Origin of the sequence: Aeribacillus sp. FSL k6-2211 (assembly GCF_037966125.1) — a bacterium.
GTDB lineage: Bacteria > Bacillota > Bacilli > Bacillales > Aeribacillaceae > Aeribacillus > Aeribacillus composti.
The window spans coordinates 1468564-1490514 of the sequence record NZ_CP150190.1; the positions used below are offsets into that span (position 1 = coordinate 1468564).

A 21951-nucleotide genomic window follows, 5' to 3' on the forward strand; every position below is an offset into this window, starting at 1 on the left:
AAAAAAACAATAAGATCAATTTAAGATCCACCGCTATCATTGCGGCAGAGATTCTTTACTTTTCTTTTATATATAAAAGAAAATCTTGTTTTTGCAGAAGAGATTTTCAGAAACAAGCTCTTCCATACAAGCCATTTGTTCTTTATTCGTCATTAACATGGTTATCAACTTCAACTTAAGCGATGAATAAATAAAGATTCTAACTAACGGTAAAGGCTGTCGGGAAACACTCCGACAGCCTGATTTTCACTTCACCAACTTTTTGAAAACGTCATGTTTTGCTTTGACATTTACAAAAAAGAATGGAGAGTAGACGGCTTTCTCTTACATAGTGATTACGGGTTCATCAAGTCAATATAACTGCAAAATGAACCCAAGATTATTTTAGAAAAATATGGAAAACTCCTCCGGAGAATTTAAGGAAAAGTGTTTCAATCTGTACTTTTTTCGATCAGGGTTCCTGTACGACAAATATGTCAACTTGACAACCATCAACGGTTTAATACCGCTTCAATCGCTTTTTAGTCTTGCTACTTCACAAGGGTCACTTCAAATTGGCTCGGTATAAAACTCGCCATGAATCCTATCAAACCTCCATTTCAGCCAAGCCCCTGTTTCAGGTTCAATGGAAGAAAGACGGAGCCATCCGTTTTTCACTTTTTGACGGAAAAAGGGATTGTCCCGGAGCAGCCGCTCGATATAAAAACTCGGTGCTTCAATGATCAAGAGTAAACGAAGGGGGGAATGGAACAGCTCCCCGTCGGAAGAAGCAACCGACTGCCACGGAAGACCGGAAAGCAAGTCGCTCCCATTCCCTTGCATCACCCCGAATCCACCTGTAACCGTCTGCGTCGTTTTGCTGCCGCTTCCGTAATAATGCGGTGCAACGGTTGATGCGTAATATTGCAAATTGATCCATTGCCCGACCGTAGCAGGACCGGAGATGATATTTTCAAGTGCTTCGCCGGATTGGTCTTTTCGCCAGTCATAGCTGTGTAAAAACACTTTCCCGTCTAAATGGCAATGTTTTGTAAGCGTCCTGCGGCCGATAATAAAGGCTGCGTTTCCAGCCAATCCCCATTCAGGACGGATTTCGCTCCAATCGACGGAACGGCGGCTCGCCTCAGTCACCGGATTTTTCGACTTGCCGGTGCAAGGGAGATTCGCCAGCCGTTCGGCGTTTGCTTTCCGTTTCACTTCTTCTAGCTTTCCTTTTAGTAAACGGAGTGACTGCTCTGCCTTTTTCGATAAGGTTGGCAAATCGAGTAAGTAGAGTTCGTCGACCGTTGTGATATGTTCCGCTGCCACAAATACGGTTTCATCTGGAATGAAGATCCCTTCCTTCACCAGTCCTTCTCTTACTTCCTGCAAGTTACATAGGCTTGCAAACACGCGGGCATTAAAAGCTCCGGCTGTTCCGCCGCACGCCCCGCAATCAAGGGAGGAGGCATACGGGTTATTCGTTGTCATACTTTCGTGACCGCAGACAACGACAAGGGGGGCAAAAGACGATGTTAACCCGATATTTGTTAACAATTGTTTTACGTACTGAACTTGTTCTTCTGTTGTAAACCCGATGGGCAAACCGGATGATGAACAAGACACTTCATGATGCAATGACAAGTTTGTCGGCGGCTTCCGTTCAGCTGTTTTTTCAGCTTGCTGGAGAAAATGGCCCGCCCATCTAGGGGCAATGCTTCTGGCGATTGTATGCAAACCAAGCCATGGGCCGCTCATTTCTGGAAGCAATAAACTCGCTAATGCATCTTTTTTCATTTTTTTAAAGGTGCCCCCGATGAACTGAAATACATTGAGCCGGCGACGGTATTTTGCAGCATCATCTTGTGCAGATTCGTAAATTTCATGCTTCGGCTCAATGATCGCAGGACAAGAAGGATGGGTATGGTCGCTGTCAAGTTCACGCGTTCGGATCGGCAAACCGAAAAATCCTGCGCAACCGTACGTTTCAAATGGACCGGATTCCTCTAAATGACGGCGAAAAGGCTCGGAACGGACATCAATGCAGAAAAGAAACTGGACGGCGGCCTGCTCTTTTTGTCCAATGTATGGACGGGATGCAATTTTTTCTTGCAGCCGGGATTCGTACGTCTCTTCCCACGCCTCGAGCCAAAGGTGATAACGATTGATCCGCCAAAACCGGTCGGCAAACAATAAACAGGATGTCATTTCATCCTTCGACAATTGCCTCCACTCATCCACAGATATTCCTCCCCAATGGATCCATGCGGCCAAAAGGGGAAGTAAACTTGAAACGTCAGCCTTTTTCTCCTGTTCCAGCGGCAAGTAAGGGGAGACAAATGCCCATTCTAACGAAAGACGAATGGCCAAATAATCAACTAACAGTTGGAGGCCTTCTCCACTTTGCTGAGAACGCCACTTTAACATGCCGGCCCATCCCGGCAATGCAAGAAGATGCGATTCTAAATAGTCTTTCGCCTTTTCATCGTCTATATCAAGCAGCGACAGCGAAAACAACAGTGCTGTTTCCGCATCTTCCGGCCAGTCAGCTAGGCGTTTTCTCTCATTTTTTGAAAGAGCCGGATCGTTTTGGATAAGTTTTTGCCAAGCAGGATAAAATCCCTGTTCCCGGAAGGGCATTGCCCATGCAGCTTGATTATCATCCAAATATAGTTTGCACCATTTGATCATTTGTTGATCAAGCCGTTCGTCTAGCTTGTAAATGCGGGTACAAATCGGCTTCACCACCGCTGCGTTTGTGGAACCGATCCACTCGGCTATTTCCTCCGCCAGCTCGTTCAGTTCTGATGAATTTAACCATTCATGTGGTACGGTTTCGTTCCACAAAAGTGCATGGCACAACTGTTCCGCTTTGTGGCGATGAACGGGTAGAGACTGCTCGGAAAGCCAGTTCTCCAGCTGTTTTTCAACGAAGGAGGGATTGATCTCGCCTCTAGCGAGAGCTTTGCGTACAACCGCCATTGTCGGATACAGGTGAACATGCTGGGTTTGTTGAAAATGCTCGGCTACTTCGGTAAACGGCATATGTTCAAGTTCCATCCACGGATGCCGTGCAATGAACGTTGAAATCGGCCAAAGGGGAGCAATTGCATCGCATGCCTGTTCCACGAGCTGAAGAATAGAGCGGGACACATCTTTCTTATTTCGTTTACTTTGCTCTTCAGGACGTTCAAGTGAAATCACTGTTTTACTCATGGGTCATCTCCTCCTTCATATATGCATGCAAATAAAGGGGATGCCGTTCAACCGCAGACAGACTGGGCTCGCCAAAATGAACAAGCCGCATATAAAATCGGGCAGCAATACCGGAAGAACGTTGTTTAAAGAGCTGTGCCAACGCCAATGCGGAAACAATAAACAAAATGAAAGTAAGCCATTCAAGGACAAGCGGAGGTGCAAAGTGAGAAGCCTCTGCTTTATGCAGCATGGCCATTAGTCCGCTGCGCACTTCTTCTGAAATAAATGCCAGTATCGCTGCTAGTGCCAACCCAAGCCATCGACCTTCTCGGAAAAGCGCAAATCTGCTCCATGCAATCGTCATGGACGAACCAAGGAGCAAAGCGCTCAATAGGCGCGCCGGCTCTTCCGGCGAAACGGCCCAGAAGCCGAATCCAAGTGCCAAGCCAAGCATCGTGCCGACAAACCTATGTCCTTTTTTGTGCACCAATGTTCGTGCCGAATGTCCCGGACGGGGAACAGCCGATCCGGACTGTAAAAATAAAGTCGCTTTAAATAAGCCGTGCAAAATAAGATGAATGACTGCCGCCTCGTAAGCGCCTAATGCACATTGAATAAGCATCATACCCATTTGTGCCATCGTTGAGGCGACTAGTTGCCGTTTATAATCTACTTGAACGAAACTGACGCCGGTACCGATCATGACGGAAATAAACGCGATTAGAAGAAGGAGAGCGTGTGTGACTGTGTCCGTAAACAACGGTGAGAAATGCCAAAGCAAAAGTCCTCCGGCATTGACAAGACCGGCGTGCATCACAGCCGAAACCGGCGTCGGCGTTACCGCAGATTCAAGCAGCCAACGGTGGAAAGGCCATTGCCCGGCAGGAATGATGGCCGCCAAAATAAGCAGCAAGCTTATTCCGGCTGTCTCCCACCATTTAAGATGAGACAACTTATCCGTTGATAAAGCGCCCGATAACTTCCACTCCCCAGTCGCATGAAACAGCCAGACAGACACTGCACATACCGCAAGGGAAGAAACAAAAAACATTGTTCCCATTTGCACCGCTTCAGCTTTTGCCGGCCGCCATTCTTTTTTTAAAGCCGTCAAAAAGACAAGACCGAAAAGAGGCATCGCCCAGCAAATGCTAAACAGGCGTAGATCATCAGTCATCCAAGTGCTGGCGGAAGAGCCGGTTGTCCATGTCAAGAATAGAAAATATAGCCGGTAGACTCGATCCCCATGCAAATATCGAATGGAAAACCGCTGGATGATAAAGCCGAGTGTTGAAATATAGACCGCCATCATCCAGCTAATCGTGTCGAGCCGCCATGGTCCGGCTTTTATTTCCGCGCCAGAATAAATCCACCCGAAGAATGCCGAAGCAATCGGCAAAAGAAGCAGGCCGACGTGAACATGTACATACCAGTCGGGCACACGAGGATGCAGATAAATCAATGCGCTTATGAGCACAATCATCAATGCTGCCAGCCATCCGAAAACCAACATTTCTTGCAAATTTCGTTCCTCCTCTGGTGTGACCTTTTTGAAAGAAAAAAACCGGCTATGTCATTCTAAGCAAAACAGCCTTTTTTAAGAAAATGACTGTCTTTTGCCTAAAAATGACGATAGCCGGTTTACCTTAAACCAATTTCGATTGGCTTAGATCTCCCGTTTCAGTTTTCCCATTGTCGGTTTACCTTCAACGAACCTACTAATAGATTCCGTAGGTTTTTTGAAGGTCTGCCGACTTTGGCAATTCTCTCGTATTTTTTCAAAAAAAGTTGTTTTCATTATACATCATCGTTTTCAAGATTGCACGTATTTTTTTAGAGATTTATAGAAAAAGCGTTTACGTTTATTTAAGGAGTTTCTTTTCCAAATTTTGAAACAATTTAAACACCATAATTCGCTCCCCGGTTTGAGTACTAAGGTCCGTATGGAAACTTTTTACTTGCTCTTCTGTAATTTGAAAAATCATCTCTTTCAGCTCATCAACCCCGGATTCGACTAAACTGGAGCGGATTTGTTTCACAGACAACATCCCTTCTTTAGACTCACAGAGGGCATATTCCGCTGGGGTTAGAATACCTTGCAGCGATACAATAATCATATCCCGCAAAATATCCGTTTTGACGGACACAGATCCGCGTCCAAGAAAATCTTTTTCCCATTTTGTTAATGCTTTGCTGATTTCAGCCTCGATACTGCCTTTCGATTGATTCATGATGTTTCACCTCTCTAACAGGTACATGACAAGGAATTAAAGTTCGAAAATGATAAAACGACTGATACATTCGTATTCCCTTTTTTGATCAATAATCATTATTATAATCATTATCGGCTTTGGCTGCTAGAAAAAAATCATTCTTTGTTTGAATCAATCATTTTGAAATGGCAATTCCATCATCAATTTAGGAATCCAAAAGAGATTGTAAAGCATGGATAAGAACACCGTTTACCCGAGGCCCAGTCGTCACTCATCTTTTAAGGTTTCTAGAGCGTAAAAGGGAGCGCGTCCCCAGTTGTCGAAAAAAGCAGTAGCCATTAACCATCGAACGATAACAATTTTCAACATCCGAGATGTAACCTGTTCAGCGTTTTATCATTGACAAAGATACAGGTTTTCGCTGCAAAAAATATCGGAAAATGTTCCAACCAAACAAAGCTGTACGGCGAGATGTATTCTTTGAGCGCTAAAACAGCGTATTTCAACCATAAAGGATCTGGTGAAACGATTGAAACATGATCTAATTTTTCTTCTTGGGTGATATACTAGAAGATATGAAAGACTTGATTCTTCTTCAAGTCATAGAAGAAGGTTGTTGATGAGGAAAACGCACCGTGAACGCAACTAATTAAAAACCGAGAGTTTAGCTGTAATGATCATTTAGGCACTGAAAAAACTATTGCAACAATCAGCATGAAAAGAGATAATAAGATTTATATGGAATTTTATAAAATATTGCTAAAATTATTGGTAGGGGATGTAGTAAATATGAAAGTTGTAAAATTTGGTGGAACGTCCGTTGCATCTGGGCAACAAATTCAAAAAGTGTTCGATATCGTCACATCTGATCCGAAAAGAAAAATTGTCGTTGTTTCGGCTCCTGGCAAAAGATTTAAAGAAGATGTGAAAGTGACCGACTTATTAATAAAGTGCGGGGAAGAATATTTGAACAATGGCAGCGTAAAGGAAACATATGAAGCTGTTGTGAACAGATATGTTGAAATTGCTAAAGAATTAGGATTATCTAATGATATTATTGATCGAATTTCTGCTGATTTGCAAGAAATTTTACATGGGGACAAATCAAATCCTGCCCGTTTTATGGATGCGGTGAAGGCCAGCGGTGAAGATAATAATGCAAAACTGATCACTGCGTATTTTCAATCGCGCGGAGTTGAAGCCCATTATGTGAATCCTAAAGAAGCAGGGCTTATTGTGAGCGATGAACCAGGCAATGCACAAGTGCTGCCGGAAGCCTATGAAAATTTAAAAAAGCTTCGTGATCGCTCAGGAATTCTGATTTTTCCTGGATTTTTCGGCTATTCAAAAGACGGAAAGCTCGTCACCTTTTCACGTGGCGGTTCCGATATAACCGGTTCTATTTTGGCCAACGGGGTCGGAGCGGAAATATATGAAAACTTTACGGACGTAGATGCGGTCTATTCCGTAAATCCAAATTTTGTTGAAAATCCAAAAGAAATTCGGGAGCTTACATATAAAGAAATGCGTGAGTTATCTTACGCTGGCTTTGCAGTATTTCATGACGAAGCACTTATTCCGGCATTCCGTGCAGGAATCCCGGTAAATATTAAAAACACCAATAATCCATCGGCTCCTGGTACAAAAATTGTACATGAACGAACAGATTCTAACGGCCCTGTCGTGGGCATCGCCAGTGATACCGGTTTTTGCAGCATTTATGTCAATAAATATTTAATGAACAGAGAAATCGGTTTTGGCCGAAGATTGTTGCAAATTTTAGAAGATTTTGGGCTGTCATATGAACATACACCTTCTGGAATTGATGACATTTCTGTCATTTTGCGCCAGGACCAGTTTGATTCGGAAACAGAACGGAAAGTTGTAGAGCGGATCAAAAAGGAACTGGAAGTCGATAATATAGAAGTTGCTTATGATTTAGCGGTAATCATGATTGTTGGCGAAGGAATGCGGAAAAATGTCGGAACGATGGCCAGAGCTGCAACAGCGCTTGCAAACAGCGGTGTGAACCTTGAAATGATCAATCAAGGGTCATCAGAAGTGAGCATGATGTTTGGCGTAAAAGGAACGGATGAAAAGAAAGCCGTAAAAGCGTTATATGAAGAGTTTTTTGGGACTAAATAACTTAATCAAAATTGTCCACGCCTGCAGACAAAATGTATTTTCTGTCTGCAGGCTGTTTTTTTGTTGGAACAGATAAGATATTTATGGAGATCCGGTACTTTTTTTCTGATGAATGAGTGGCTTTTTCTTTGAAAATAGCAAGTTCATTCTCCATTTCAAAAACGAGCGATTTTACTTTTTGCTTTCTAAAAGGGCAGTCTATTTATTGAAAAACATATGGCGACTTTACATATGCGATTTCAAGCGGATTAAAAAAGATTTTGCAGAAAAAGTTATGGTAAACGGTCGTATGCCTCTTAAAAAGCTAGTCGTCTGAAGCATTGATGATGAAACTGGGTCGATTTTACTATTCTTTAAAAATGATGAATTTTGCACCGATATAAATAAAAAAGGGGTTTGGGAAGGGGATCGTAGATCATATGAAAAAGAATAAAACAGTGACAAGGATCACTACTTCCAAAAAGCAAGGCGGATTGAGAAGAAGGCTGCTCAGAAGCTTTGGAATATTAATGCTGCTAACATGTTTAATGGCCGTTATTAATTTTGGGGTAATAAAAAATTTAACAAATCATACGGAAAGCATCATGAAGGAAGATGTAGAAGGACTGATCCAAAACGAGAAAATGCGATACAATATTGCAGAACGCATTTCATTAATAAACCAGTTTCTTCTATATGGGGACCGAGACATTCGTCAAAAATACGAAGAATTGGCAAAACAGAGCAGCGAGATTCAAAAGCAGTTATTGAAATTGAATTCTTCACAGCAAATGAAGGATTTAGTTGCGAAATGCCACCAATGGGAATTGCTTGTCCGACACGAGGTTTTATTTGACTATGATATGGGGAAAAAGAATGATGCTTTAAAGCAAATGAAAGAAAGTGTACAACCGCTTGGGGAAACGATTATTCAAGAATTTGAAAAAGTGACGTCGGATCGACAAAACGATGTAATCAAAAGCGGAAATAATATGATTCAACTTAGCAATCTATCTATCATCATCATATTAGCTGTTTTGGCCTCCATACTTTTAATCGGTTTCATCATGTCCTTTAAAATGGCTCGTTCCATTACGAATCCTTTGATCAAAATCGCCGGCCAAATGGAGCAAATATCTAAGGGAAATCTAATGTTGGAACCGTTATCAATAAAGTCGAAGGATGAAATCGGCGAATTGATGGAAGCTGTCAACGAAATGGGGAATCAGCTTCGAAAGATCGTGCAAGACATTCATCATGCTTCAGATACTATGTCAAAACAAAGCAGCGATTTGCTTTCTTCCTCTAAAGAGCTAAAAGAAGGAAGCAACCAAATCGCTGCGACAATGCAAGAGCTGTCGGCTGGAGCAGAATCGCAAGCTAATTCTGCCTCAGAGCTTTCTGAAGCAATGGGTATGTACATGGATAAGATTTATCAAATACATAGGAATGGAAAAGAAATGTTTGATAAATCGAGAGAAGTGCTGGAGTTGACGGACAATGGCAGCAAGCTGATGAATCAATCGAAAAAACTTTTTGATTATATGTTTACAGGCATGCAAAGCAATATGAAAAAAATTAAAAAACTTGATGAACGCTCAAAACAAATTTCCAAACTCGTTGAAGTTATTCAATCTATAGCTGATCAAACAAATTTGCTCGCGCTAAATGCAGCGATTGAAGCGGCTCGAGCGGGGGAACATGGAAAAGGATTTGCAGTAGTTGCAGACGAGGTCAGAAAATTGGCTGAACAAGTTTCCAGTTCCGTTGTGGATATTCAAAAAATCGTGGAAGAAGTCCATAGCGAGACGAATAAAGTGACGAAAAGCTTTGAATTAGGATTTCAACAAGTAGAATCGGGAATGGATTCAATGAACGAAACGAGTGCCGCATTTCAACAAATTAAAGAAACGATTAAAGAAATTTCCGAAAGAATCAACAATGCTCAAAATGATTTAACTGACATGTTATCAACGAGCGAATCGATTAATGATTCGATTTCCAACATCGCATCGATTTCGGAAGAGGCGGCTGCAGGTATTGAACAAACATCAGCTTCAGCAGCAACGGCAAATGAGTCAGCGGCAACTATTGCTTCACATGCCGAATCCATGTCAAATCTGGCTGAAGATTTGCAATCTTTAGTGAAAAGGTTTCAAGTTCAATAATCAATTTTTACGAACCGTATGACAAAATAAAAGGATGAATGGACTGTAAAGCGTGCAAGCATCTTGCTGCACGCTTTTATTTTTTTCGATAAGAAAAGATTTTGACTGACTGTTTGGTAGAGCGCACTTTTAAAATGACAGCGTTTACATAAACTGTTTTTTCCATTAAAATGAGCATTATAAAATAAAAAAAGGAAAAGGGGATTGGAAATGTTTTTTTCCTATACTCAAGAAGAAATGGAGAGGGCTTTAAACTTGTTTCATACGCTTGCAAAAGCGTATAAAAACGTTTCGGATCACGCCAATCGAGACAGCAAGGAGCATGGTTTGAATCCAACCGAATATGCTGTATTGGAGCTTCTGTACATAAAGGGTCCGCAAAAACTTCAGCAAATCGGGTCAAAACTATTGCTTGTCAGCGGTAATGTAACTTATGTTATTGACAAGCTTGAAAAAAACGGGTGGATTTATCGGGAAAAAAATCCGAAAGATAAACGGTCAGTTTATGCAAATTTATCGGAGAAGGGGCGCCAATATTTTGATGAAATATATCCGATCCGCGCCTTAAGGATGGCGAGAGTTTTTTCCGGCCTATCCGAAGAAGAACAAGTGCAATTGATCGAACTGTTAAAAAAAGCTGCAGACTCCAGCAATAGTGTGCTGTTTCGATAATTTTTATGAATGAAATTCTATGTAATTATTGAATAAAGCTATGTTTATACCGATATAAAAAATGAGAACCCATAGTTGAGGAAGTGTTAAAATAATGGATCGCCTTTTTCAACAATTTTATGACCTCATTTTTCAATTTCACCCTGATATGATCGTTTTTTGTGATCCAAGCGGATTGGTCAAGGAAGGCAACAGAATGGCTGCGCATTTTTTGCAAAAGAAAGGTTCGATTTATCATTTTTTTCATTCTTCATCCAGAAAAGAGATTCAGCATCTTTTTGAACAGGTGAGGATAACCGGCGAACCTGCAACTTTTGAGGCAGTTGTTGAGGAAACGCCTTCGTCCATCTTATGCCTTCCTTTATATAGCAATAATTTTTTTTATGGTTATGCGCTGATTATAAGAGATATTTCAAAAGTAAAGGAAGCGGATGAAAAGATTCAATATTTAACGCAATTTGACGATTTGACAAAGCTGCCAAATGAACAAGCTACTTTCAACCGTTTAGAGTATTTATGCCAAACAGAAAAAAATCCTGCTGCAGTTGTGAAGTTTCAAATTAACCGCTATAAATACATAAACGAAATTTTTGGGAAAGATATTAGTAATGAAGTGATTAAGTCATTTGCAAGGCAGTTGAGAAATATTTTTCCCGATACATACTTTATAGGTCGATTGTCAAATGACGAGTTTTTAGTTATTGTTTACAATGTTGTAAATAAAGATGAGATGATTCGTGATATTGTGCATCGTATCAATAAGCTGGAAGATATACTTGTCATCAACGATTTGGAAATTTATTACGACTACAGCATTGGCATCGTGTTTTACCCGGTTCATGGAAGAACGCCGAAAACTTTAATTAAAAATAGTGAAATTGCTATCAAAATGGGGAAAGAAAAAAACGAGCGCATTGCCCAATTTAATAATCATAACAGCAAATCGATCGAACGAAGAATTTTTATAGAAAATGAGCTTTACAAAGCTGTGAAAAAAAGAGAATTATGTTTATATTATCAACCGATCGTCGATACAAAAGAAAAAAAAATTACCGGCTTTGAAATGCTGCTCAGATGGAAACATAAAGAGCTTGGGATGATTCCCCCTTCAGAATTTATACCGATTGCGGAAGATACAGGGCTTATCGTAGAAATCGGCAAATGGAGCATGGAAAAAGCTTGCCAGCAATTAAAGGAATGGAGAGATAAGGGCTTCCGTGACTTGAAAATCAGTGTCAATTTATCTATTAAACAATTTTACCAGCATGATGTTGTGAAAATGATTACGGATTACTTGACGATGTATGAAATTCCGCCTGAATGCTTTGAGCTTGAATTTACCGAAACCGTCCCAATGTACAATTTTGAATGGTTTTTGGAAATCATCCGTAAGTTAAAGAAACTAAATATAGGTCTGAGCATCGATGATTTCGGAACAGGCTATAGTTCGCTCAGCTATTTAACGAAGCTGAAGCTGGATAAAATTAAAATTGACCGTTCTTTTATTCAAAACATTTATTTAGAGCACGACCACAATGTCGTTGTAAAAACGATCATTGCTCTAGCACAAAATTTGAAGCTTTCCATCGTAGCGGAAGGCGTCGAAAAAAAAGAACAAGTATTTTTTCTGAATCGCCACCATTGTTTTCAAATGCAAGGTTTTTATTTCAGCAAGCCTGTTTCATCTGATGAAGCATTCCAACTTTTGCAAAATTGGCCTGAAAAGAAAAATCAATTGTTCATTTGAAAATCTTGATCGTCGGATTTAGATTGATTACTCTTAAAAAAATATTCTGCTTTTAACAGGTGAAACCGGCAATTTTGCCGGTTTCAACGAGAGAATAAGCTCTGGCATTTTTGAAAAAGTCAAAATGCAATATTTACCATCCCCACCAAGATGCACCAACAATAATGAGAAGGATGAACAGAACGACGATTAACGCAAAGCCTCCGCCGTATCCTCCAGATACTCCAGACATATGAAAACCTCCCTGTGAAATGTTTTATTACAGTTATAAACTATGCTGAAGAAGCTCAAGTTGTATAGGCGGTTTTCATAATAAATGCTCGACAATGGCCTTAATTTTTTCATGCTGATCGATGGAAAAATAATGTTTCATTGGACAAATACCTGATTTTACCCTGTTGATGCAGTAGTCCATTGTAAAAGATTCAGCGTCAAGCTGTTCATTGACTTCATTCCAATGAAGCGGAGCGGCAACCGTTCCATTTTCGACTCCTCTGACGGAATAAGGTGAAATGATCGTTTTTCCCTCTGCATGCTGTAAAAAGTCAATATAAAGGCGGCTGCCCCGGTTTTTCTTCAAGCGTTCAATCGTAAATTCGTTCGGATGCTGTTCGGCTAAATAATTAGCGAAAAAAGACGTAAACCGCCTCGTATCCTCATATGAGAAAATGTTGGTGCCGATCGGAATATGAACTTGAATTCCTTTGTTTCCGGAAAGCTTTGGAAAGGAGGCAATCTCAAACCGATCTAAACATTCCTTCAGCTTGTTTGCAGCATAAACAGCCAAATGAAATTCGTTTTTCGACGGCGGATCTAAATCAAATACAATTTCCGCCGGCTGTTTTTCCTTCCACGTATTAAAGGGGATATGAAATTCAATTGCGAGCTGGTTGCCAAGCCACATAAGCGTTTTTTTGTCATTGCAAATGATATAATGAATCCCGTCGATTGCTTTTGTCTGAATAAATTCCGGGGCATAATCAGGACAATTTTTTTGAAAAAATGCTTCTCCCAACAAACCGTGCGGATAGCGGATCACCGTTAAGGGGCGGTCTTTTAAAAATGGAAGCATATAATCGGAAATTTCCAATAAATAAAGCAAAAAATCTTGTTTTTGTATATCATGTTTCGGCCAAAGAGGTTTTTCAATATGTGTGACAGCAACATCTTTGACATTGGCTTCAGCCATTTTCAGCTGCAAAAAAGTGCAGTCTGTCCAATCATGTTCCAATGCAAAGGAATGGAAAGAAGGTTCTCTTAAACTGCCGCCGTCAATGGAAAGAAACCGTACTTTCATGCAAATGGCCGGCTCTATAGTATATAGATGGTTTTCCTTTTTTCCTTTCTTTTTTATAATCTCCAACAACGCTTGTTTTTGGTTGTCAGGCATACCGTGAGAAAAAACGCCGGCTTGCACAATTGTTCCTTTATGATGAACAGAAATATGCATGTAGCCGTTGTTTGAATCAAATCCAGTGACAAAAAAGAGCGCTTCTTTAAAGTTTTTGATTTTCAGCCATTGTGATGTTCTTTTCTTGTTCTCATATGTGCTTAACATATGTTTGCAAACAACGCCTTCTCCATCATGCTGGACAATTTTTTCCCATAATTGGGAAAACTGATGATATGCTTGAATCATTTGGATCGGGACCGGATTCTCTGGACTAACATGCAGCGGTAAACCGAGTTGTTGAAATAAGGAGGATAGTAGTTCTTTTCGGCTGGAAAGGGGTTTTTTTGTTATATCCTCTCCTTGCAGCAAAAGTATATCGAAAACGAGAAGCTGATATGCTTCGGTCGTTTCATCGCTTTTTCTTTTCCATTTTCTTTTTAAAGAGGCAATATCAGCGGAAAAAGCTGTTTTGAGCATAACAAGCTCTCCGTCCAAAACAAGCGGAAAAAAAGGACGCCATTTTTCTATTTGTTTTTCGATAAAATGTTTAATTTCCGGGAACGATGGGGATAAATCGTTTCCATTTCGGCTCATGAGAGAAATACGGTCTTCGTCAGCTTGCAATATCGCGCGAAAACCATCATATTTTGGCTCATATAGCCATTGCTCCCCTTCCGGAATATGGAAAGATAATGTCGGCATCATCGGTTGCATAGTGTTCACCCTTAAAGATTGGAGGATAGATTTGTGAAAAATGCAGTTTTTTTAGACAGAGACGGCGTTGTAAATGAAGTGATGACCAATCGTGTCCGTTTCGTAAATAAGCCTGAAGATTTTTATTTGCTAAAAGGAGCAGCTGAAGCTGTTGCGCTTTTGAACAGATCCAATTTTGACGTTTTCGTTGTCACAAATCAGGGCGGAATCGGATTAGGATACATGTCAGAAAAAATGCTCCACAAAATCCATGAAAAAATGGTTCGTGAAATTGAAAAAAAAGGCGGAACGATTAAAGAGGTTGCCTATTGTCCCCACGCACCTAAAGAAGGCTGCGCCTGCCGTAAGCCGGAGCCGAAGATGATTGTTGATTTGGCAAAGAAATATAACATCAATATAGAGAACAGTTATATGATTGGCGATCGTGAAGTAGATATCGCTGCCGGAAAGGCTGCAGGAGCTAAAACGATATTAGTAGGCAGCCGCCATCAAGAAAAAATAGCTGATTTTCATTTTCCGGATTTGCTGTCGGCCGCCCGCTTTATTGTCCGGCAAAGCTAAGCTTTTTTGCGGGTCGTTTTCGTTTTTTTGCCTGCTGCACCGCTTTTTTCTTCTCCCTTTTTATTTAATGATTTTGAGCGTTCGATGCTTGCCTCAAGCGCACTCATTAAATCGACTACGTTCTTTTTTGGAGACGGTTCAGCCGTTTTTGTTTCGTTTTGCTGTACTTTTTGTTCAATTTTTTCTTGAATCCGCAAACGGTATTCATCTTGATATTTCTCCGGTTGGAACGTTGTTGTCAGCTGATCGATAAGCAGCATGGCAGCGTCCAGCTCTTTTTTTTCAATATTGGTATTTTGAGGAACCCCGGGAACGTCACGGGCGTTTCGCACTTCATCTGGATAATGAATTGTTTCCATTAAAATGACGTCCTCATATGTCCGGATGACAGCCAATTGTTGTTTAGAGCGCATTGAAATCTTTCCAATTCCAATCTTCCCTGATTGTTTCAATGCTTCACGAAGCAATGCATACACTTTTTGTCCGTTTTCGCCTGGACCGATATAATATGACCGGTTAAAATAAATCGGATCAATTTCCGGCAAATTCACGAAATCGACGATTTCAACCGTTTTGTCTTCATTTTCTTCCTTCAGAGCTGCTAATTCCTCATCTGTTAAAATAATGAATTTGCCTTGTACATATTCGAACCCTTTCACAATGTCATCGTTGCCAACTTCTTCGTCGCAGTTTGGACAACGTTTTGCGTATTGAATTGGGGTATGGCATTTTTTGTGAAGCTGACGAAATTTCATATCCTTGTCTTCTGTAGCAGAAAACAGTTTGACCGGGATGTTGACGAGCCCGAAGGATATGGAACCTTTCCACATCGTATGCATATTCATTCCGCCTTTCCGTAAGTTACCTTTTCTTTCTCTTTATTTTTAGCGAAAGGATCAGAATGATTTGTGTTAAAAAATGTAAGTTACATACTCGAAAAACGGTTCATACAAATTCCGAAAAAAGAAAAAATCGGCAATTTGCCGATTTTACGGTTGAACCAATTATTTTTTTTCATTTTTTTCTTCTTCGTCAAGAATTCCTTTTGTAGCCAGCTTGAATTCCCGCAGCGTTTTTCCTGCTGCTTTTCCAAGCTCCGGAAGCTTGCTCGGTCCAAAAAGCAAAAGTGCAACGAAAATGATTAAAATAAATTCTGTCCAACCAATTCCCATGTTCTATTCCTCCTAAAAAATGTTCCATTTCATGCCGTTATGCAATCGGAACATGAACAAATAAAACTTATGAAACATCATCCAACATCATTTTACCCTAAACAATATGAAAAATGAAGCATTTGGACGAACATGGGAAAGGATAAAATGTTTGTATTATTTACAAAAGTCTATTTTAAGGCTGTTTTCCGCTAAAATCAGCCTGAGCTTGTGCAATTAAACGCTTTGTCATTTCTCCTCCAACAGATCCGTTTGCGCGTGAGGTAGTATTTGAACCAAGGTGGACACCAAACTCTTGCGCGATTTCCATTTTAAATTGTTCAAGAGCTTGTTCAACTCCTGGAACAATTAATTGATTTCGCCTTGCCATTCGAATTCAACTCCTTTTTGCCTGTTTACGCATAGTTTGCAAAAAAGAAGTGATCTGATGTGTGGAACTTGTTGGTTAAAAATAAACGGTGTAGTTGACCGTAAAATGTTGATATTGGTATGAATTTACCAGCATATAAAAGGAAATGTAAGAAAACTATATAAAAAAACTATTCAGTACAAGCTGACCATTAAATATAAGAGATATCCGCTATATACCGCGTTTGTGTCCATCAAGAAAAATTAGTTATACTTATAAAGCAACGAATCGTTCGGGTTTACATATTTTTATTATGAGCTATTAAAGCTTAGTATGACAATTTTATCGGCGTATTATTTTGAAAATATTGAATTTTATAAAAAGGGGTGGAAAAATGCCGATCATTGAGGTAAAAAATTTAACAAAAATTTTTGGTAAAAACCCCGCTCAAGCATTGAAGCTATTAGATGAAGGATTTTCAAAGCATGAAATTTTACAAAAAACCGGACATACAGTGGGAGTGAATCGCGCTTCCTTTTCCGTTGAGGCTGGAGAAATTTTCGTCATTATGGGGTTGTCTGGAAGCGGCAAATCCACATTGATAAGATTGCTCAACCGGTTGATTGAACCGACTAAAGGAAGCATTTTTATCGATGGGGACAATTTGTCAAAAATGGATAAAAAATCATTGCGAGAGGTGCGGAGAAAAAAAATCAGCATGGTTTTTCAACGATTTGCCCTATTTCCGCACCGAACGGTTTTAGAAAATGCAGAATTCGGACTTGAAATTCAAAAGGTCCCAAAAGAAGAACGAAGGGAGAAGGCAATCAAAGCGCTTGAAATGGTCGGATTAGGACAATATTTGGAGCAAAAGCCTAATCAGCTGTCAGGCGGAATGCAGCAGCGCGTAGGACTTGCGAGAGCATTGGCAAATGATCCTGAAGTGCTGTTGATGGATGAGGCCTTTTCAGCCTTGGATCCGCTTATCCGAAAAGAAATGCAGGATGAATTGCTCGATCTTCAAGGGACGATGAAGAAAACCATTATATTTATTACACATGATTTAGATGAAGCTTTGCGGCTTGGAGACCGGATTGCCTTAATGAAAGACGGATCGATTGTGCAAATCGGTACGCCCGAAGAGATTTTAATGAATCCGGCAAACGACTATGTCGAAAAATTCGTTGAAGATGTAGACAGATCGAAAATATTGACGGCGCAGCATATTATGAAACGGCCCGAAACGATCAATATTGAAAAGCATGGACCGCGTGTTGCATTGGAAAGAATGAGAGAAGAAGGGATATCCACCATTTTCGTTGTTGACAGCAAACGGAATTTAAAAGGTTATGTAACAGCTGATGATGCATCAGAAGCAAGAAAAAAAGATGTTCGTGATATTGAAGAAATATTGCGGACAAATGTTCCGAAGGTTGAAAAGGACACACCAATGTATGATATTTTTACGGTCATCCACGACTCGCCGATACCAGTAGCAGTGGTCGAAAAGGAAAAATTAATAGGGATTATCGTTCGCGGGTCAGTCATCGCGGCTCTTGCAGGTGAAAGCGAGGTGAGCACAAACAGTGCTGAATAATGTGTTGGATTTTGTTCCGAAAATTCCAGTTGCGGAAAAGATCAAACAATTTACGGACTGGGTGACAAATTCTTTTTCGTTTTTGTTTGATCCGTTAAAAAAATATTTTGAGGATTTAATGGAATATGTGGCGGATTTGTTGGGGGCTGTGCCGCCTGTTCTAGTCATATTGATCGTTGCCGTTATTGCCTTTTTTATAAGCGGAAAAAAGTTTGGCCTGCCGGCATTTTCCATCGTCGGCCTTTGGTTTATTTACAACCAAGAGCTTTGGGATCATTTAATAAGTACATTTACTTTAGTTTTGATCGCAAGTTTATTATCCGTCATCATCGGTATTCCAATAGGTATTTTAATGTCTAAAAGCAGAACAGCGGAAGCAATGATTACTCCTATCTTGGATTTTATGCAAACGATGCCTGCATTTGTCTACTTAATACCTGCCGTTGCTTTTTTTGGCATCGGCATGGTGCCGGGAGTGTTTGCATCATTAATTTTCGCGACACCTCCTACCGTTCGTTTTACGAATTTAGGAATTCGCCAGGTGCCGAAAGAATTGATTGAAGCTTCTGATGCATTCGGTAGCACAGCAGTTCAAAAACTATTTAAAGTAGAACTGCCGATGGCGAGAGCCACAATTATGGCCGGAATCAATCAAACCGTCATGCTGGCATTATCAATGGTTGTCATTGCCTCGATGATTGGAGCGCCGGGACTTGGAAGAAACGTGTTATCCGCTTTGCAGCGCGCTCAAATTGGTCCCGGATTTGTTGCAGGTATCGGTATTGTCATATTAGCCATCATTATCGACCGCTTCACTCAAAGCATGAACAAGAAGCATGATCATGTATAGCAAGTTGGTCTCTTTTCGAATTGAAAAATTAAAAAGGAGTTTTGATATTTATGTTTAAACGAATTTGGAAACGCCTAGGACTTGTTGCCGGAATTTCCTTGTCGCTTTTAGTGGCTGGCTGCGGATCAAACGGGGGATCTGAAGGCGGGGCGGCAGATGAAGGAAAAATAAAATTGGTTTACGTGGAATGGGATACGGAAGTCGCCTCCGCCCATGTCATCAAAAAAGTTTTAGAAGATCAAGGATTCGATGTGGACATTACACCTGTTGATAATGCTGTTATGTGGGAATCTGTTGCAAAAGGTGAGGCAGACGGCATGGTTGCCGCCTGGCTGCCGGCTACTCACGGAGATTTATATGAAGAATATAAAGATCAGCTGGAGGATTTAGGTCCAAACTTGGAGGGTGCGAAAATCGGGCTCGTCGTTCCGAAATATATGGACATTCAATCAATTGAAGAGCTCGATCAATATGCTGGCAAATTAAACAAAACGATTACAGGCATTGAACCTGGAGCGGGCGTTGTAAAATCAGCGGAAAACGCTGTTAAAACATATGAAAGCCTAAAAGGCTGGCAAGTCCAAACATCTTCAAGCGGAGCTATGGCAACGGCTTTAGGGGAAGCTTATAAAAATAAAGAACCAATTGTCGTTACAGGCTGGTCCCCGCATTGGAAATTTGCTGCATATGACTTAAAATTTTTGGAAGATCCGAAAGGCTCCTTTGGGAAAGAAGAACATATATCCACAATCGTTCGAAAGGGATTAAAAGAAGATATGCCGAAAGCATATAAAATTTTGGATCAATTCTCATGGACTGCTGAAGATATTGAACAAGTCATGTTGGAAATTTCAGAAGGCAGTGATCCTGCTAAAGCAGCAGAAGATTGGGTCGAAGCAAATCAAGGTAAAGTGGCAGAATGGACAAAAGGTGTGGAATGATCTATTTTAAGAGGGGCTGTACAGAAAGTCAAATCGCCATTGAAAACAAAAAATCATAAACACCGATATATCTAACACATTAATGGGGGCGTCAATAAGCCGTAAAAACGACTTATTAGACACCCCCTTTTATCATTTTTACATGGTCCGGAGCGTCTTTAGTTTTGATCATTTCAATTGTTTATTTTTAGTAAAGGCTGTTCTCTAAAAGATTTTTTTATATGAAAATTTGTTAAATTACCATAATGTGTTAAAATTATGTTATAAACCTTAAGGTAAGATTTATGTAAAGAGTATGAAGAACATATGTTAGTATTACAAAAATGGGGGTGTGATAATGAGCGAAGACAAAGAAACACCTGGAAGAAGAAGAGAAAGACTAAGACGAGAAGAATTAATACGAAACCCAACTGGAAATATAAGCGATGCGTTTAATAGAGCTGAAACTGGAAACCTTGCTGATTTAGTAGGTAGTTTAGGTTGGAAGGGTACTGGAATACCTATTCTTACGATCATAATAGGTTCTATAGCCGCATCAATATTCTTAAAGTAAGGAGAGTGCTTTGAGGTCTTTTATTATGCACTTCTTAGTTGTATAATTTGATTTTTGACAAGCTGAAATAACACGTTTATCAAATGTTAAATCCTTTCTTTATGAATCAACGGAACTAATAAAGGCAGTGATCCAAATAACGAGTTCCAACCCTTTAGAACCTTTCCACCCAACCTTTCAAACGATTGTGGAAATTGTTAACGTGTTGAATAAGATAAATTTCTTCCTTAACACGTTGCTTTTGGCGTTCATTGACCAACATCCCCTTCAATTTGGCAAGCTTTTTATAATTCGTTGCTGTATCAGTGCATAGCAAAGCGGAAAGGTGAATAAACTCACCTATCACAGTTCAATTTCTTCGGCTTTCACACGCCCTGTTCCTGTTTTTCGAGCAATCATATTGCCATTTCTATCTTGTGCTGCGACAACTGCGATTGTAAAATGAGAAATCCCTCTTTTCTTGTCTTTCTTGCCACATTTCTTAACTTTTCTATGTGATTTCACGCTTCCTTAAAAATGTTGCCCTTTGCTGTTTCTTTGTTATTATATAGGTATTGGTCGCTATAAGGAGGGGACTTATTTGAATCATCAAAAAAATGATGTTTATCTTAACATGATGGAAAATAGCTTACAAAGAATTTCAAGCCATTTTCATGAAATGGTCAAGATGATGGAAGAAAAAATGGATTTTACATACGAACGTTATACAGCTTTTGAACGAATGAAAAAGGAATTACTTGAAGACATGAGGGCTCTCGAATTTTACATAAAAGGTTCGGCTAAAAGTAGTCAAGCCCGAAAATAGTTCGGGAATTGCACAACCGCAATTCCCGATCTAAAAGTTAGTTGTTATCCATTTTTTGTCGATTCGCTTTCTTTATCAATGAACGCTTTTGCCCTTGTTTGAAAATGAAACGTTAAAACAGCCAATACCGCAGCAACCGTCACATGGCAAATGCTGTCGATTTGAGCTTCCGATAAAGAAGTTTGATTTTGAAGAAGCCTTTTTGTTTGTACGAAAAGTTTTTTTTCAAACTGCCGGTTGTTGTCGATCTCGACATTTTTTACTTGTTCCAACACATCTGTATATAATTTATAAAACATTAACGGACTGATTAAATCATCATTCCGGTCGGAAATCGTATTAAAAACTTTCATCAATAAGGAACGGACAGTTTCAAAGTCGAATATGGTTTTTAAATCTTTTACAATTAACAATAAAGCAGCTTGTTCGACCGAATATTTTTTTCCAAGTTCAGGAGGACCGATGATTTCTTTTATATCACGCTTGACCCAATTTTGAACGGAAGTTGATTTCAAGGAAGTTAGTTCGCAAAAATTTCCTAAGATGACGATTTCATTCGTTGACAGTCCAAGCTCTCCTTTGTCTCTTTGTTTGCTCAATTTTTTGATGAAGCCAGGTATTTGGTTTGTTTGATCAGAGGGCAATTGTTGTTTCATCACTTCTTCAGGGGATAATTCGTGTATTCCTTTTAAAGATAGTAATAATTGAACCATAACGGAACGGCGCAATTGAATTTTTCCCATAACATCCCCCTTTATTAAACAGCCTACCCTTATTTTTAATAAAAAGATATAAAAAAACAAGCATTTTATATGGAATTAATAAGTTCAGATAAATTTTTCTTGAGTATGAATTTGTAGAAATTGACACAATAACAAATTTTTCAGTTTCGATGATCAAAATTGGAAAAACCTCTTT

General features: G+C 39.9%; 19 protein-coding genes and 1 pseudogene. 10 read left to right on the plus strand and 10 right to left on the minus strand.

The window, feature by feature from the left end; translation table 11 throughout:
* Positions 1 to 549: 549 nt before the first annotated feature.
* From NSU19_RS07200 to NSU19_RS07210, 3 genes are all read right to left on the minus strand, one after another.
* Positions 550 to 3195, minus strand: a complete 2646-nt coding sequence (locus tag NSU19_RS07200) for a DUF2309 domain-containing protein (RefSeq protein ID WP_339199540.1) — start codon at positions 3193 to 3195, stop codon at positions 550 to 552.
* Positions 3188 to 4687: an NADH dehydrogenase subunit 5 gene (locus tag NSU19_RS07205; protein ID WP_339199980.1), complete on the minus strand. Its 1500-nt coding sequence runs from the start codon at positions 4685 to 4687 to the stop codon at positions 3188 to 3190. Before NSU19_RS07205 ends, NSU19_RS07200 begins: the two co-directional genes overlap by 8 nt.
* Before the next feature lie 349 nt (positions 4688 to 5036).
* Complete coding sequence (locus tag NSU19_RS07210) at positions 5037 to 5405, minus strand: DUF2294 domain-containing protein (RefSeq protein ID WP_311067132.1); 369 nt, start codon at positions 5403 to 5405, stop codon at positions 5037 to 5039.
* A gap of 771 nt (positions 5406 to 6176) precedes the next feature.
* Here NSU19_RS07210 and NSU19_RS07215 point away from each other — a divergent pair.
* The 4 genes from NSU19_RS07215 (at position 6177) to NSU19_RS07230 (ending at position 12098) form a co-directional block, all read left to right on the plus strand.
* The gene (locus tag NSU19_RS07215; RefSeq protein ID WP_339199543.1) at positions 6177 to 7532 is read left to right on the plus strand and encodes an aspartate kinase; all 1356 of its coding nucleotides are present in this window, start codon (positions 6177 to 6179) and stop codon (positions 7530 to 7532) included.
* Between the two features lie 419 nt (positions 7533 to 7951).
* A complete protein-coding gene (locus NSU19_RS07220) occupies positions 7952 to 9679 on the plus strand; it encodes a methyl-accepting chemotaxis protein (RefSeq protein ID WP_339199546.1) in 1728 nt (575 codons plus the stop codon).
* Positions 9680 to 9889: 210 nt separating this feature from the next.
* On the plus strand, positions 9890 to 10351 hold the full coding sequence (locus tag NSU19_RS07225; protein ID WP_063389390.1) for a MarR family transcriptional regulator: 462 nt from the start codon (positions 9890 to 9892) through the stop codon (positions 10349 to 10351).
* A 94-nt stretch (positions 10352 to 10445) separates the two neighbouring features.
* Positions 10446 to 12098, plus strand: coding sequence for a bifunctional diguanylate cyclase/phosphodiesterase (locus NSU19_RS07230; RefSeq protein WP_339199548.1), 1653 nt, complete (start codon positions 10446 to 10448; stop codon positions 12096 to 12098).
* Positions 12099 to 12231: 133 nt separating this feature from the next.
* On the opposite strand, the gene NSU19_RS07235 is transcribed toward NSU19_RS07230, so the two are convergent.
* Together NSU19_RS07235 and NSU19_RS07240 are read right to left on the minus strand one after the other, a co-directional pair.
* On the minus strand, positions 12232 to 12330 hold the full coding sequence (locus NSU19_RS07235; protein ID WP_063389388.1) for a YjcZ family sporulation protein: 99 nt from the start codon (positions 12328 to 12330) through the stop codon (positions 12232 to 12234).
* Between the two features lie 75 nt (positions 12331 to 12405).
* Positions 12406 to 14205, minus strand: a complete 1800-nt coding sequence (locus NSU19_RS07240) for a DNA ligase D (RefSeq protein ID WP_339199550.1) — start codon at positions 14203 to 14205, stop codon at positions 12406 to 12408.
* Positions 14206 to 14238: 33 nt separating this feature from the next.
* Between NSU19_RS07240 and NSU19_RS07245 the strand changes: the two genes are divergently transcribed.
* Positions 14239 to 14766: an HAD family hydrolase gene (locus tag NSU19_RS07245; protein ID WP_063389386.1), complete on the plus strand. Its 528-nt coding sequence runs from the start codon at positions 14239 to 14241 to the stop codon at positions 14764 to 14766.
* Here the strand turns inward: NSU19_RS07245 and NSU19_RS07250 are convergent.
* The 3 genes from NSU19_RS07250 to NSU19_RS07260 all read right to left on the minus strand — a co-directional run bounded on the left by NSU19_RS07250 (position 14763) and on the right by NSU19_RS07260 (position 16308).
* Positions 14763 to 15605: a Ku protein gene (locus tag NSU19_RS07250; RefSeq protein ID WP_063389385.1), complete on the minus strand. Its 843-nt coding sequence runs from the start codon at positions 15603 to 15605 to the stop codon at positions 14763 to 14765. The genes NSU19_RS07245 and NSU19_RS07250 overlap by 4 nt on opposite strands.
* A gap of 165 nt (positions 15606 to 15770) precedes the next feature.
* The gene (locus tag NSU19_RS07255) at positions 15771 to 15938 is read right to left on the minus strand and encodes a twin-arginine translocase TatA/TatE family subunit (protein WP_063389384.1); all 168 of its coding nucleotides are present in this window, start codon (positions 15936 to 15938) and stop codon (positions 15771 to 15773) included.
* A gap of 175 nt (positions 15939 to 16113) precedes the next feature.
* Complete coding sequence (locus tag NSU19_RS07260) at positions 16114 to 16308, minus strand: alpha/beta-type small acid-soluble spore protein (RefSeq protein WP_063389383.1); 195 nt, start codon at positions 16306 to 16308, stop codon at positions 16114 to 16116.
* 373 nt (positions 16309 to 16681) lie between these two features.
* Between NSU19_RS07260 and NSU19_RS07265 the strand changes: the two genes are divergently transcribed.
* The 4 genes from NSU19_RS07265 (at position 16682) to NSU19_RS07280 (ending at position 20228) form a co-directional block, all read left to right on the plus strand.
* A complete protein-coding gene (locus NSU19_RS07265; protein WP_063389382.1) occupies positions 16682 to 17884 on the plus strand; it encodes a glycine betaine/L-proline ABC transporter ATP-binding protein in 1203 nt (400 codons plus the stop codon).
* A complete protein-coding gene (locus NSU19_RS07270; protein ID WP_277986810.1) occupies positions 17874 to 18734 on the plus strand; it encodes a proline/glycine betaine ABC transporter permease in 861 nt (286 codons plus the stop codon). The genes NSU19_RS07265 and NSU19_RS07270 overlap by 11 nt, the downstream gene beginning before the upstream one ends.
* Before the next feature lie 50 nt (positions 18735 to 18784).
* A complete protein-coding gene (locus tag NSU19_RS07275) occupies positions 18785 to 19675 on the plus strand; it encodes a glycine betaine ABC transporter substrate-binding protein (RefSeq protein ID WP_066250827.1) in 891 nt (296 codons plus the stop codon).
* A 337-nt stretch (positions 19676 to 20012) separates the two neighbouring features.
* Positions 20013 to 20228, plus strand: a complete 216-nt coding sequence (locus tag NSU19_RS07280) for a DUF6366 family protein (protein WP_339199556.1) — start codon at positions 20013 to 20015, stop codon at positions 20226 to 20228.
* Here the strand turns inward: NSU19_RS07280 and NSU19_RS07285 are convergent.
* Positions 20220 to 20726: pseudogene (locus NSU19_RS07285) on the minus strand (IS1595 family transposase); the annotation flags it as partial. The gene NSU19_RS07280 and the pseudogene NSU19_RS07285 sit on opposite strands and share 9 nt — an antisense overlap.
* An 82-nt stretch (positions 20727 to 20808) precedes the next feature.
* On the opposite strand from NSU19_RS07285, the gene NSU19_RS07290 reads away from it, so the two are divergent.
* Positions 20809 to 21033, plus strand: coding sequence for a hypothetical protein (locus NSU19_RS07290; protein ID WP_339199559.1), 225 nt, complete (start codon positions 20809 to 20811; stop codon positions 21031 to 21033).
* Positions 21034 to 21077: 44 nt separating this feature from the next.
* Here NSU19_RS07290 and NSU19_RS07295 read toward each other — a convergent pair whose 3' ends face one another.
* On the minus strand, positions 21078 to 21776 hold the full coding sequence (locus tag NSU19_RS07295) for a DUF1836 domain-containing protein (RefSeq protein ID WP_339199562.1): 699 nt from the start codon (positions 21774 to 21776) through the stop codon (positions 21078 to 21080).
* Positions 21777 to 21951 lie beyond the last annotated feature (175 nt).